The 14,476-nt window shown below is 43.5% G+C and carries 13 protein-coding genes; 2 read left to right on the forward strand and 11 right to left on the reverse strand.

Translation table 11 applies throughout. The annotated features are described in order from the left end of the window. Positions 1-64: 64 nt before the first annotated feature. The 10 genes from CE058_RS20930 to CE058_RS20975 all read right to left on the reverse strand — a co-directional run bounded on the left by CE058_RS20930 (position 65) and on the right by CE058_RS20975 (position 11,802). The gene (locus CE058_RS20930) at positions 65-1,621 is read right to left on the reverse strand and encodes a hydantoinase/oxoprolinase family protein (protein ID WP_163144938.1); all 1,557 of its coding nucleotides are present in this window, start codon (positions 1,619-1,621) and stop codon (positions 65-67) included. Then, positions 1,605-2,711, reverse strand: coding sequence for a DUF917 domain-containing protein (locus tag CE058_RS20935; RefSeq protein WP_163144939.1), 1,107 nt, complete (start codon positions 2,709-2,711; stop codon positions 1,605-1,607). Before CE058_RS20935 ends, CE058_RS20930 begins: the two co-directional genes overlap by 17 nt. 247 nt (positions 2,712-2,958) lie before the next feature. Then, positions 2,959-4,704, reverse strand: coding sequence for a sigma-54 interaction domain-containing protein (locus CE058_RS20940; RefSeq protein WP_163144940.1), 1,746 nt, complete (start codon positions 4,702-4,704; stop codon positions 2,959-2,961). A gap of 252 nt (positions 4,705-4,956) precedes the next feature. Next, entirely contained in the window at positions 4,957-5,655 is a 699-nt protein-coding gene (locus CE058_RS20945; protein WP_163144941.1) for an ABC transporter ATP-binding protein, read from the reverse strand. 14 nt (positions 5,656-5,669) lie between these two features. Then, entirely contained in the window at positions 5,670-7,130 is a 1,461-nt protein-coding gene (locus CE058_RS20950) for an ABC transporter permease (protein ID WP_163144942.1), read from the reverse strand. A 13-nt stretch (positions 7,131-7,143) separates the two neighbouring features. Beyond that, the gene (locus tag CE058_RS20955) at positions 7,144-8,022 is read right to left on the reverse strand and encodes a peptidylprolyl isomerase (protein WP_163144943.1); all 879 of its coding nucleotides are present in this window, start codon (positions 8,020-8,022) and stop codon (positions 7,144-7,146) included. Between the two features lie 14 nt (positions 8,023-8,036). Further along, positions 8,037-9,236: a S1C family serine protease gene (locus tag CE058_RS20960; RefSeq protein WP_163144944.1), complete on the reverse strand. Its 1,200-nt coding sequence runs from the start codon at positions 9,234-9,236 to the stop codon at positions 8,037-8,039. 258 nt (positions 9,237-9,494) lie between these two features. Then, positions 9,495-10,616 (reverse strand): NADH-dependent flavin oxidoreductase, encoded by a 1,122-nt coding sequence (locus CE058_RS20965; protein WP_163144945.1) that lies wholly within the window; start codon positions 10,614-10,616, stop codon positions 9,495-9,497. Between the two features lie 180 nt (positions 10,617-10,796). Then, positions 10,797-11,243, reverse strand: a complete 447-nt coding sequence (locus CE058_RS20970) for a GreA/GreB family elongation factor (protein ID WP_163144946.1) — start codon at positions 11,241-11,243, stop codon at positions 10,797-10,799. 181 nt (positions 11,244-11,424) lie between these two features. Continuing rightward, positions 11,425-11,802 (reverse strand): VOC family protein, encoded by a 378-nt coding sequence (locus CE058_RS20975; RefSeq protein ID WP_163145006.1) that lies wholly within the window; start codon positions 11,800-11,802, stop codon positions 11,425-11,427. Positions 11,803-12,173: 371 nt separating this feature from the next. Here CE058_RS20975 and CE058_RS20980 point away from each other — a divergent pair, with 371 nt between their 5' ends. Next, the gene (locus CE058_RS20980) at positions 12,174-12,323 is read left to right on the forward strand and encodes a hypothetical protein (RefSeq protein ID WP_163144947.1); all 150 of its coding nucleotides are present in this window, start codon (positions 12,174-12,176) and stop codon (positions 12,321-12,323) included. A 38-nt stretch (positions 12,324-12,361) separates the two neighbouring features. Here the strand turns inward: CE058_RS20980 and norA are convergent, their stop codons facing one another. Then, positions 12,362-13,546, reverse strand: coding sequence for a multidrug efflux MFS transporter NorA (gene norA / locus CE058_RS20985; protein WP_163144948.1), 1,185 nt, complete (start codon positions 13,544-13,546; stop codon positions 12,362-12,364). A gap of 99 nt (positions 13,547-13,645) precedes the next feature. Here norA and CE058_RS20990 point away from each other — a divergent pair, with 99 nt between their 5' ends. Next, positions 13,646-14,473, forward strand: coding sequence for a MerR family transcriptional regulator (locus tag CE058_RS20990; RefSeq protein WP_163144949.1), 828 nt, complete (start codon positions 13,646-13,648; stop codon positions 14,471-14,473). Positions 14,474-14,476 lie beyond the last annotated feature (3 nt).

Raw genomic sequence — 14,476 nt, forward strand, 5'->3', positions numbered from 1 at the left:
TCATATACACTTCCTTTATTAAATTTGACATTGTCTATATTTAAAATGGAGAGGCCACATTCTATCAGGCCAACTCTCCTAAAGCCTTTAACCGAACTCTTAATACTTCGCCTTCCAGATAATCAAATGGGAATTCTTCCAATGAAACAAGCTCTATGCTTTCTTTTTTTGCTCCTTTTTGCAGAAGCTGCTGAAAAAGCTGTTCTTTTGCCCGGTCAATGACTTCCTGTTTAGTAATGCCATTTAACCAAAAAACTTTATCTATTTCTGCAGATAGAGGAGCAAAGCATGCTCCGACAGCATTGCAAATATGGTAGCCAGCCGGATGCAATACCTTCTTATATTTGCCAAATAACCGATTAGCAAGAAGCGGACTTCCGCCTCCAACAAGAATGACAGGCAGATCCTCGACACTTGGCTGGAGTCGTGAGATTGACTCCTTAATATCTTTTGTTACCATTTGAATAACTTTTCTGCAGTCTTCTTTTGATAAAAGGTCCAATCCTTTCAGCTGTAAAGTTTCATCTTGAAAAGAATCGGGAAATAGTTTAAGAAAGGAGTCGGTTAACGTCCATGTATGGCCTCCCCATGCCATCCCCTGCTGTTCGATATCATTAGCAATCGTTTCCTTGATTTCCGCTAATTCGTTTTCGATCGTGATAAGACTCCCGCCTCCATATGGCAAAGAATGAATTTGCGGAACACGGACATTAACTTGAATATCAAAAATAGAAGAAGAACCTACAGAAACTTCTGGCTGTCCATTTATGATTTTTCCAATATCGATTGTGCTTCCGCCAGCATCCACAACAATGCAGCTCTTTAAACCGCTTAAGATACTGGCGCCTCTAATACTATTGCTCACACCAGAACCAATTGTCAGGATGGGATATTCCGAAGCCTCATGAATTTCCATAAGTGATCCGTCATTTTGTGTCAGCCAATATGGGCAATTTAACGATAGATTCTTAAATATTTTTGATAAGTCAGTCATAGCCTGCCTTATAACTTTTGATAAAATGGCATTTAATAAGGCGGCATTTTCCCTTTCTATAAAACCGGTGCTTCCAATTTCATGTGACATCGTAACCGGTATTTCAGGATAATCTTCCTTTATGATTTTCTGGATTTCTCGTTCTTCCGTTTCATATAAAGGGGAATAAGCTCCTACAATACAAATGGATTCAATGCTGTATTTTTCAATATCGCTGAGCAGCTTGTTTATTTGGCCAGAATTCGGATTTAAAGAATTATCCTTATTCCCCTTGTAATCACACAAACTCTTAAAATCATACACTTTTCCAATATACTTCTTAAGATTCGATGGCCATTGTATGGCAGGTCCAATTAAAGAAGGTATCTTGGTCATGCGGATCAGCGCGGTTTTTGCCAGATTGTTAGGGTAGTATAAGGCATTGAGCACATGAGTCGTCCCCAGGAATACACCCTCAATTTTTTCTGGCGGAATATTCGCTTCCTGTAAAGCTTCGTTTGCTGCTAATTTAATGCCGGTAATGATATCCTTTGTTGTTAAGTGTTTCGACCAGGAAAGAAGCTTGCCGTCGTTCGTTATGACTACTGCATCTGTGTTTGTACCGCCTACATCAATTCCAAGTTTCATAGCCTGAATCCCCCTGAAATGGTTTATAGGAACAGGCTAAACCATAGCTATTCGGACCGACTAGCTCCAGCATGTCTTTTGTACGAAGAATATTAGGCGCAGGGACAGCGACTATGGTGATGGAAAGACCTGATTGAACTTCAGAAACATTGTAAGGAATTAAATTCTCCTCATTTAATACCAGGATGAGATCAGGTGCTGTACAGATGTATTGGCCATTTTTTATGGATATAAATTCATTCTTGAATTCTATTTCAATCCGTTGATCTGAAAATGCAGATCGCCCTTCAACAATGAACTTTCCTACAAGTGAGCCTTTTTCAAACCAGCGGCGGACCTCTGTTACCACTCCGCTAATGATTTGCTGAGGCTTCCCATAAATGGAGTTTTCAAACACGTGTTTCATATTATCCATTTTAACGCCTGCTGATGTTTCACTTTTAAGGACATTGCCCAGCCTGAAAATTAAATTTAATGTTCCGGGAATCATAGACGTCTTCATTTTCCGTCCTTTGGCTCCATATCCAACTAAATGGGCATGGCCTCCATTTTTTACGGTAAAAACCTTTGCCATTTCTGCTGTGTAATGAGCATTTTCTGCGTCATAAATAACCCTGTTCGTGTCATGTGTCTGTAAAACCATCGGTGATAACGGAATTTCCGATAAATGAAAGGCAGTCATAAATAACTCCGGAAAGGCTCTTCCCATTCCATCCCCGTCTATGACGGGCAAATTCGCTTGGATTGCTATTACTAAGGGTATTAAGGAATTAACACCGCCTATTTCGATTGAAATAAGGGCTCCTACATTCTTGCTTATGACGGATTCATAAAGCTTTAAAGCCTGGACTCCTTCACGGCCGCTTGGAATATCCTCATTAAATAAAACAATGGAACCCATAATTCCTGCCGCAGCCACCCATTCATCCCCAAGATCTGAGATGGATTTGACCGCAATGACATCATCTTCTCTCATAATGGACATCAACAGATTTTCCGCTGTTTTCGTATCACCGCCCCCGCCGCAGGATAATAGCTTTGCTCCCAATGCTAAAATGGGAATGTCATTCTTTCTAATCTGCCAAGACATATGATGTGCTGCCCCTTTCAAATTTTATAAATGCAAGAACTGTGCCAGAAAAGAGAAAACCCCTCAGGCTTGAGGAGTATGGGGTTGATTGCCTTTAAGATTTTTTCAAATGCAAAACTGTTGATAATGAGAAAGAATTTAAAAATAAAAATCATAATTATTTAAACGATTTTCTCAAGTTTTCTCGTTTTTTCTCATTTTTTTGACTTTTTATCATATTTTTAACCTTTTTATTTCAACTGAAGAATCATTTAATTTTCATCTTGCTAATCCTTCTATACAATGTAGGAAGGCTTATGTTCAACTGTTCAGCTACTTTCTTTTTCCCTGTCGTATCTCTTCCAAATTGATCCAATAGCTTTAGAATTTGCTCCTTTTCATCTGAATGTTTCTTTCTTCTGCCGGATGTTACAGCCGGTATTTGCTGAAGAGCATTCTTGTTTACCTGGCTTTTATATAGGTCACTTAGATAGACAGGCAAGCTTTTAATCGTGACCAAATCACCGATCTCCAGCTGCATAAAGTGATGGACAACATTTTGGAGTTCCCGTATATTACCTGCCCAATGATAATGCAGCAGAATTTCATTGACATCTTTAGATAATCTCTTTGGTGATCGGAAGAGCTTTTGAGAAAACGATTTTAAGAAGTATTCGACGAGAATAGGAATATCTTCTTTTCTTTCTCTTAGGGGAGGAATGGTAATCGGAATTACATTTAGCCTGTAATATAAATCCTCCCTGAATTGCCCTTCGGAAACTAATTCTTCCAGATTGCGGTGAGTAGCTGTTATGATGCGTACATTTATTTGAGTGGTTTTCGTATCCCCAACCCGTTCAATTTTTCTTTCCTGAACCACTCTTAACAATTTAGCCTGGAGATGAAGAGATAAGTCACCTATCTCATCCAGAAATATCGTTCCGCCATTGGCCATCTCAAATCTTCCAGGTTTATCTGCGTTTGAACCTGTAAAAGCCCCTTTTACATGTCCGAAAAGCTCACTTTCCAACAGCGATTCAGGTATGGCTGCACAATTAATGGCGATGAATGGGCCGTCTTTTCGATTGCTCGCCTGATGTATGGACTGGGCGAATACTTCCTTCCCGGTACCGCTCTCACCTCTAAGTAAAACGGAAGAATCGCTTGGAGCTACTCTTTTTGCTATTTCAACCACACCTTGAATGGCCTCGCTTGTCCCTTTAACATCATGAAAGGAGTACAGAAATTTTTTATCCTCTTTTTTCATTGTTTTTAAAATGGGATTCAACTGGATAAGAAATGATTCGATTTGTCCAGCTGAGAAAATAGGCTTTAATCGGGCCAGATAGGGTTCTGACTTTCGTACGGTTTTACTTGTATGGAGAGAGACATTCATTTCCTGCTGATTGGCTATTTTGGCCACCTTCAGCCAGTCCGGAACCAAAATGACTTCTGTAACATGTTCACCTATTAATTCTGCTTGAGTTTTATTCAGCATGCTGCACAGCCTATTGCTGATGTTATGAATGGTTCCGTCCCTGCCAGCTATCAATATAGGCTCATGGATAAAATGAAATATTCCATTTATCTCTCCTAAAAACTGATTATTCTCCTTTTTCATTTCATGATTTTCTAGTTTCGTACCTGCCCATTCACTGCATAAATCAAGCTGAAGCTCTAGAATGTCCAAATTATTTTGCAGCCACTCCCTCTGTTCTTTTATGGGAGTAATTAATATAATCCCTGCCACTCTTTTTTTAATGAAAATAGGAGAAAATGCAGCAGTTTCAATTGCACAATGAACTTTTGCAGAACAAGACATACATGTACTATGATCAGATTTCTGCTTTACAAGCGCATTGATTCCGGTCTTCCTGATCTTAGAGGCAATCTGACAATTTTGATGAAAATTCTTCCATTCCATTCCTGTCAGCAATACATCTGCTTTAACAGGATACGATTGAAAAAATTTTGCGGCACCCGACTTCATTTCTGTCAATAATTCCTCCAGCATAGCCAATCACCCCCAAATATTTATAATTTTATCATAACAAAGGCAATATTCTGAATTGAAATTTCATTGAGGCAATAGGCTCGACTTTATGAATCTTTTATCCATTAGCGTACAGCTTTTTACATTTACGGTCCAAATTAGTTCATTTATGTGCTGCTTCCCACTCTGCCATCTGTTAAAAGAACCAAAAAACCGTTCGATACAACGCACACCAAAAAGGTGCCTCCTCCCCATTGGGAAAAGGCACCTTTTTCACTTCGAAACCAGCTCGGATTCATTCGATGTAACCGTAATACCCCCTTTCGAAAGCTTCACAACCACATCCGAATCTCTCGCAATGTCGGGGTCATGCGTAACGACGATCACGCATTTCCCTTCTTCATGGGCCAGCGCCCGTAAAAGTCCAACAATCTCCCTGGCGGTATCTTCATCCAGATTGCCGGTCGGCTCATCCGCCACAATCAGCTCGGCGTCACAGCACAAGGCCCGTGCAATGGACACACGCTGCTGCTGACCGCCGCTTAGTGTAAGCACTTTTTGCCGGGCCTGGATTTCAGAAATCCCGACCCGCTTCAGCATCTCCACAGCAATCGCCTTTTTATTTTTCACAGAGGAACCGGTAATTTCCATCGCCGTCAATACATTCTGCAGAGCCGTCATATAGGGAAGCTGATTATAAGATTGAAAGACAATCGAGACAAATTTGTTCCGGAACCGAGTCAGCCCGATTTTTCGGATATCCTTTCCTTCGTAAAGGACTTCTCCTTCTTTCGGAACATCCAGGGCACTGGCCAGAGCAAGGAATGTCGTTTTCCCGGATCCGGACGGCCCAATTATGCTGTAAAAATTCCCTTTTTCAAAACTCACATTAATATTTTTCAAGATATCGTGTTTTTTATTTTCATGTTTATACCAGTAGCTGATATCTTTAAATTCCAGCAATGAACTCATTTTTCCATCTCCTTTTAATCCTGCTTGCTTAGAATGGCTTTTGGCTGAAGGCGCAATACGGATAACGAAGGCAATAATGCCGACAATGCTGCAATCACGAGGCCAATTAGCGCAAGGAAGCCAAGATCCTCCCCTGTCACCTGGACATTCATTTCATCTACCGTTTCCACTGTTTCCTGAGTCTGCATCATTCCCGGACCGAAGCCGCCCAAGCCCCTTCCTCTGAAGGATTCCGGTGTATTCGTCTGTTCTGCTGATGCCAATTCCTGATTCAGGAGCTGGTCGCCAAGCTGGCTCGCCACCACATTGCCGCTCGCTGTGGCAATGCCGAGCGATAATACAGCCACGACTAAAATTTCCGCCATAAACTGGCCTGCAAGCTTCCATCTTTTTTCCCCGATCGCCAGCAGGACGCCCATTTCATACTTCCGCTCACGGATCGACATCATGACGATCAGACCCAATATGATCGCTCCGGCAATGGATACCAAGTACACAATATTTTTCGAAAATCCAGCTACATTTTCAATCGGTCCGACCATCTGCTGATAAAGCTGGTCATCGGCATCAAGCTTGAACGTTTCGAAATCGATACTGCTCTCTGCTTTTGCCTGATCGATAAAGCTCTGCATATACGCAGGATCATCTATGTAGTAGATGGCGCTATCGATTGTATTTTCATAGTCAGATCCCTTTAGTGCTGCAGCAGCAGTGTATGGAACATACAGCTTGTTATAAGGATTCAGTGCTGTAAAATCCATTGCCTGATCAGATCCGGCAGAAGCTGTTTGATAGATTCCGATCACTTCAAGCTCCATTACAGCCGTTTCATCACGCGGGTCCGAGACGGTAATCTTGTCACCGACTCTCAGCTCATTTTCTTCTGCCAATGTCTGTTCAATCATCGTGACGTTTTTTCCGATATGGTCTTCTGTGATCCCGGTTCCTTCAACAATCGAGGAGGTTCCATCCATAAACTCCGCAACCGAGTCTGTAAAGGCAACCCCCTGCAGGCTCACATCCCCCTGCATCATTCCGCCCGGCATGCCTCTCCCAGGCTCCTGCCCTTCACTGCTTTCTTCAGATGTGTCAGAGGCAGCCGACTCGCTTTCAATCGGCTCAAAATCGGAGGCTATCCCCGTAGTGGATGAGTAAAAATTATAGCCTTTAATCTGATCATAAGAAGCCAGCTCATCGGCGGCTTCAAGCGGGACAGACACTGACTGGAAACGTACCCGCTCCCCTCCGCTCTGCTGCTCGGACACCGCCTGCTCTCTCAATTTTTCCATATCAGCCTGCAGGGTGACATCTGCCCCAAGCTTCTGCCGGGCGAGATCTCCCGACTTTTCGGCAGCTGTCTGGATCGATAGTCCAGCCAGCACTAATACACAAATCACGGTAAATACGAAGATCTGCAGAATGCTTTTCCCTTTTCGGGCCTTCACGCTTAAAAACGCTCGTTTTAAAAAATTCATCTCAAAATTCCCCTCAGCCCTCTAAATAATTCTTAATCTCATATTCTTCAAATTTTTCTTCCAGCCATGCAGTGTATTCAGTCTGCATCTCTGTTTCAAATAATGTATTTTTAACCTCTTCTTTCACATCTTCATAAACTGCTTCTTTTGCTTCCTGCTTTTCTGCTACCCTGATGACATGATAGCCATATTCCGTTTTAACTGGCTCGCTGATTTTGCCAGGCTCGAGTGCGAATGCAGCTTTCTCAAATTCCTCGACCATGTCTCCCTTTCCGAAAAAGCCGAGGTCACCGCCCGCACCTTTATTGCTTTCATCCGTTGAGTATTCAGCTGCCAGCTCTGCAAAATCGCCGCCATCTTTCAGCTTCTCAATGACTTCATTTGCCGTTTTCTCATCTTCTACTAAAATATGGCTAGCCGACACCTGTTCCTCCTGGGCAAAGCTGTCTTTGTTTTCATCAAAATAGGCTTTCATATCTTCTTCCGAAATCTCAATCCTTGGTTCCAGCAGCTTCTTCGTTGCCAGGTAGGATTCGATATCCTCTTCAAAATCGGCCATCGTCAGGCCGCTTGATTCGAGCGTCTGCTTTAAAGCATCCTCCCCGCCATAGGACTCCGCATATACTGCCTTTTCCTCATCAATTTCTTTCTGTGTCACTTTCACATTTTCTTTCTTCGCTTCCTGATCAATCACTTTCTCGGTGATCAGCGAATCCAGAAGCTCCTGCCCGTACTGGTCAACGAGACGCTCATGCAGCTCATCCCTGCTGATTTCTTCCCCGTTTACGGTCGCAGCAGCATCATCCTCTTTTATTGTAAAAATGATGGCTGCCGCTGCCCCGATTGTTACTGCACTGCCTAAAATCCAATAGAAAACTTTCTTATTCTTCATCCTGTTCCCCTCTCCTAATTCACTTTCTGATTGCTTGTCAGCGTGACTTCAGCTATTTTCATTTCTCCCCCGCGGTAAAATTTAATTTTCACCTTATCGCCAATCGAAAAACCGCTGTATAAATGCTTGCGCAAATCTCCTGAATTCGTAATTTGCTTTCCGCCAATACTGACGAGAATGTCTTCCACCTGAAGACCGGCTTTGGCAGCTGCCGAATCCGGGTCAACATTCGCCACAATTGCCCCGTTTGTCACGCCATCAGGAAGATTGCGCAAATATTGAGGCGGCACTTCGTCAAAGCTTGCCAATCCAACGCCAAGATACGGGCGGATCACTTGACCATTTTCAATCAGCTGATCAATCAGTGTTTTCACTTCATTGCTTGGAATTGCAAACCCAAGGCCTTCCACACCGCTATCCGCGATTTTCAGGCTGTTGATCCCGACCAGCTGCCCGGCTGTATTCATCAATGCGCCGCCGCTGTTGCCAGGGTTGATTGCTGCATCCGTCTGAATGACATTTAAGTTCCATTCCCCTGCAGAAGTGCTGACTTCAATCGAGCGGTCGACCGCACTCACGATGCCCTGTGTCACCGTTCTCGATAAATCCAGGCCAAGCGGATTGCCGATCGCCAGCACCTGATCGCCGGCTCTCAGCTTGGAAGAATCGCCAAACGTCATGGCTGCAGCGTCTACATCCCCTTTGATTTTCAGCACCGCAATGTCTGTCAGAGCATCGGTTCCAATTAATTCTGCTGTTGCCTTCTCACCATCATGCAGTGTCACCTGAATTTCGCTTGCATTTTCAATCACATGGTTGTTGGTCACAATGTAGGCCGCATCATCTGTCTTTTTAAAAATAACCCCCGAACCCGTTCCGCTTTCTAATGCTTCACTTGACTGGCTGAACGGATTATTGTTTTGCTGCTGCATATTCACAACGCCGACAATCGCCTTCGAAGCCTGTTCAATTGTATCCGCCAGGGAATTGGATGAAGAAGATACTGGCGTCACATCAAGATTGGATGAGCTTTCAGCTTGTCCAGCTTCTTCCGGAACCGTTGCCTGCGGTGTGTCTTCCTGGAAATACGGAACGGCTGTCAGCGTAAGCGCCGAACCCAGCACACCTGCTGCCACGGTTGACAGGAATCCTTTCCATACCGGCTTTTTCGCTGCTCGGTTCTCCGTCCTGCTTTCTTCGTTAAACTCTGTCATGATTGAACACTTCCTTCTTATCTATTTTGAATTGGAATTAGTTTTCGTTTGCCTTACAAGTCATACTTTAAAGGCCCAATGTGTCAGGAAAATGTCAAAGAAATTTTTTTTGAAAAAAAATGGCTGATTTTATGGATGGAACTGTTCAGCGTGGGATGGAGGAAGCAAGATGGAGAAAAAACAAAAGGGCAGAAATGACAATGAAAGCTGTCACTTCTGCCCTTTAATATAATTATAAATGTACGGTCATCCAATCATTTAATCCACAACCGGAAACCACCCCGGAGTGTTCACAATTGCCTGCCAGAGCGGATCCGGAATAACCAGCTTTTCCTGATCCTTTTTAGATAATGTGACGGCAATTTCAGATTCTTTTCCTCCCTGCACCTTCTGCACCCAATCAGGCTCCATAATCATCTCGCGGCCAAGGGCGACCATGGCCACTCCTGTTTCCAATGCTTTCACAGCTTCATCAGGAGTATGGATCGACCCTACTCCGATAAGCGGAAGGCGATTATTCATTTTTTCTAACAGATGCTGAATTCTTGGCTTAGCTTCATCAGCCCCGCGTCTCGGTTTGGACCAGAAGTCCATCAGAGAGACATGAAGGTAGTCCAGTCCTTTATCTGACAGGACATCAACCAGTTGAAGAGTATCGTCCATGCTGATTCCTGGATCGGTCGGTTCTTCAGGAGAAAAACGGTATCCGACAATGAACGGCTCCTTCGCATGCTCTTGCACCGCTTTTTGGACTGCATCTACCACAGCAAGAGGGAACGTCATGCGCTTCTCAAGGCTGCCTCCGAATCGGTCCTCACGGCGATTTGAATGGGGAGAAAAGAACTGCTGAATTAAGTAGCCATTGGCGCCGTGAATTTCAACGCCATCATAGCCTGCCTCGATGGCCCGGCGGGTAGTTTCGCCGAAAGCAGCAATGATATCCTCCACTTCTTTTTCCGTCAGTGCTCTTGGCGTATTGCTGCTTCCTTCAGACGCAACCGCACTGGCACTGACCGTTTCGCCATTTGGAACGAGCTCTGGAGGGCATTCCCTCCCGCCATGAAAGATCTGCAGAATGGCTTTGGCACCCTGCTCTTTAATGCTTGATGCCAGCCTTGAAAGACTTGGAATCATCCCGTCATGATCGCCGCCGAATTCACCATGGAATCCCTTTCCGTTGGCCGTCACATTTGTACAGGCCGTAATCACCATTCCGGCCCCTTTGGAGCGGCGTACATAATAATCGATCTCGGCATCTGACACAGTTCCATCGGGATGTGATGAGAAATTGGTCATCGGAGCCAGGACCACTCTGTTTTTTAACTCGACATTATTTTTTAACTTAAGAGATTCTAACAGCGGTTTATAGCTTTGATTCAAGTAAATCACTCCTCTTTTTCGTTCAGTCCTAGTTTGTTTAACTTTTACGCAAAATAAACTGACAGCGAAACAATACTGTAATGTTATATGTTACAGTTTAGGAAGTCAATTATTTGAATCTCAGCGTTCCCAAAGGAACAGAGGGACAAGTCACTTGTCCCTCTGCTTCTTTTCCCGCGTTCAGCCAGCCCCCTGGTCCCATGATATATTTTCTATGACCACATCCAGCTGGCCGCTTGGGATCATGAGTGACGTCTTTTCTCCCAGATTTTTTAACAGAAGCTGCCTGCCAACCGGAGACAGGAACGAGATACAGCCATTATCAGGGTCTGACTCTTCCGGGAGGCAAATATGATAAACTTCCCGATCATCCTCCCCGTCAAATAATACAGTTACCTTTGTTCCAATTAATACTTTCCGCAAAGGCTGTTCCGCCGGCGCCTGATTACAAAGAGCAAGGTATTGCTCTACTTCCCTTACATAAATACTGAGAAAATCCTTTCTCCGCTCTTTTAGCGGAGTCGAAGAAAGGTAAAGGCCATTCAAATCCTGATGATTTTCATCAATATACGTCAGCTGTTTAATAAAGAAGTCTTTTTCAGTGAGAGCCTCAAGACTATGGTTCATAATAGATAACCCCCCTGCTCGGATTAAACACTTTGCAAAACTTCAATTCTACTGTCATTTTCCATGCACCATCCTTTTTTGAATATATAAAAAGCAGACCTTTCCTATTTACAAAAGAAAGGTCTACTATATATTTACAACATAGCATATAGATACCTGAAAAGCCAGCTAACTTATGTGATCATTGGCAAACTCCGAGCGGATTCCCATCAGGATCAAAGAATGTAAAAAATCTCGCAGTTCCTTCCCCGCCAATTGGATTTACGTTTACACCCTTTTCAATTAAAAGCTTATGAGTTTCTTCAATATCTTCCGGAATGAAATTATAATATTTCCCCACTCCAAAATGGTTTTCCGGAAACTTCATCGGCTGATGAGGACTGGTTCTGACAAGGCAGACGACAGTTTGCGCCTGTTCCCCAATTCGCATGACAGCTGCCTCCCTTTCCATGTAAATCAGCTGAAATCCCAGTATTTCTTCGTACCATCTTGCTGATAGCTCCGGGTTCTTGACCGGTATAAAGATTCCTTCCACGCCTTTCAGCAGCGGCTTGCTCATTAGAATCTCTCCTTTTAAATTTGAATGATATTTACCTATTTCCTTAGCCATCTTATTACTTCTCCTTTTTGTATTATTTTTCCTTTTAAATTCAGACTATCTGCTCATCTCTGCAAGAAAAAACGCTCCTGTTTTTCTAGGAGCGTTAGATTTGGACTGATTTCTCTTGTATTCCCGCTTCTTGTGTCCGAAGTTGATCCATGTTGTTCAGACTCTTCCCGCCGCTTTCCCTCTTTTCCTGTCCAAAGTTAGCCCGGCTTCGGATCACCCGCACCGATTTCCCCTTGTACTGTCCGAACAAGGAGACCGGACCCGCTCTGAATACTTTTCCCAATTTTAAGCACTCTAATTGTGTATGGGAGGTGAAGGATTTGACGCGTCAGAACAATAAATCAGAGAAACAGAAAACAAATTCCGCAGCAGTAAAACGTCAGGGTTCAGGATCAGAATATGAAAAAGAACGTGCCGGGAATGTGGAAGGGTACGGTCAGCCCTACCCGGAAAATGGAGCTAAACAGTAATGATGGATAAGAGTGAATTAAACATTAATTCACTCTTTTTAGATTGCCTTCACCACTTTGGATGCCTTCTCTGCAGGCTTTTTCCACAGCAGGGTTAAACCAATCCCCACTGCAGTGATGAGAGCTGCGAAATAGTAAGGGTAGTTAATATTGATATCAAACAGCATTCCCCCTATAATAGGTCCGCTGATATTCGCGAGGCTTGTAAACATCGAATTCATTCCGCCCACAAAGCCCTGTTCATTGCCGGCGATCTTGGAAAGATAAGAAGTGATAGCCGGACGGAATAAATCAAATCCTACAAATACAATGAAGGTTACAAGCAGTATCGCAAAATAGGAATGAACAACGGTCATTAAAAACACAAGCAGGCCGGATAATAGTAAGCTGTAGCGGATCAGTTTGATTTCGCCCCAGATGCGGGTGAGGCGGTCAAATAGCAGAATTTGCGATACTGCGCCAAAAATGGCTCCGCCCGTTATGACAATAGCAATATCCGCTGGTTTAAAGGCAAACTTGTGATCGACAAATAAGCTAAAGAAGGATTCAAAAGCAGCAAGCCCGAATGAGGCAATAAAAATCAGAATAAAGGCAAGGAGGTACTTTGGCTCCATCACCCGTCTTAAGCCGCTCTTTCCTGCTTCGGCTCCTTCATTATTTTCCTCATTGCGCTCAGGCTCTGTTAATAAAATCAGGGAAAGCACAGCTGCAAGCGCACCAAGTCCTCCCGCAAAGAAAAATGGCACCCGCGTTCCGAACTCTGCTAAAAATCCGCCAATGCCTGGACCGATGATAAAACCGGTGCTGATGGCCGCTGACATATACCCGAGTGCCTTCGGGCGGGTTTCAGTCGTGGTAATGTCCGCAATAAAGGCTGTAACGGCCGGCATAATAAAGGCCGCACTAATCCCGCCTAAAATCCGCGAAACGAACAGAACTTCGATTTCTTTGCCGAACCCGAATAAGAATTCTGATAGGCCGAAAATAAATAGGCCGGTGACAATCATGATTTTCCTGCCCCATTTATCGGCTGCTCTCCCTGCAAACGGGGAAACAATCAGCTGGGCTAAGGCAAATGCGGCTGTCAAATAGCCGACCGTTGTGCCCGTTATGCCTAATTCATTCATCAGCGTAGGCAGGACAGGAATGACCAGGCCGATTCCCAAAAAGGCAATGAATAAATTCGTCAATAATAATCCTAATGTGATTTTGGGTGTTTTCATCTATATCATGCTCCTTACAAAACAGTCAAACTTGATTTATTTATACGATCTATCCTAGTGTATATAGTAACTATATAGTCAAGGGCAGTGATGTAAAAAATGAGTAAAAAAGACGGCAAATATTTAACGACAGGTGAATTCGCAAAGCTTTGCAAGGTTAACAAGCAGACCATTTTTTATTACGATCAGATTGGAATTTTGTCACCGGTCATGAAAAATGAAAAAGGATACCGCTATTATTCCATTCATCAATTAGAGTTGTTTTTTGTGATTGATTTATTGAAAGATCTTGGCATGTCGCTTAACGATATACAGCAATACATGCAAAATAAATCGCCCGAAAGCTTTTTATCCATCATGTACCGGAAAAAAGAAGAGATTGTAAAGAAGCGTCAGGAAATCGAAATGAAGGAGAAAATGATTGAAGCCAAAATAGCCATAATGGAAGAAGCCTCCCACCTTGATTTTAACCGGATTACGCTTCAGCGTTTGCCGGAAGCAACCCTTTATTTAAGCAGAAACATTCAAAATATATCGGACGAAGAATTTTTAGAGGTCATCTCGGATTTTATTAATGAATTGCAGATCTCGCAGCTTGATTCAGGCTACCCGATCGGGTCTATAACGAAGCGTGAGCAGGTGCTGAAGGGGGAATACGCCAATTACAGCTATTTGTATATCGAGCAGCCCAATCCAAAGGAAGGCCATCCCTATTTTCGGGCTGTTAAAGGGGATTTTCTCATCGGCTATCATGTTGGGAGCGAAAAAACGATCGGCGATACCTATAAGCGGCTTTTTTCAGAAATGGAACGGCTCGGTTTAACCTTGGGAGAGCATGTATTTGAAGAGTACATTTATGATACTGTTGTCCGGAATGATAAGGAGCATTATGTTACGAAAATTATGATGGAGGTGGACCGGGGATAAGAT

It is taken from the genome of Bacillus sp. 22-7 (assembly GCF_010628845.1).
Taxonomy (GTDB): Bacteria; Bacillota; Bacilli; order Bacillales; family Cytobacillaceae; genus Cytobacillus; species Cytobacillus firmus_B.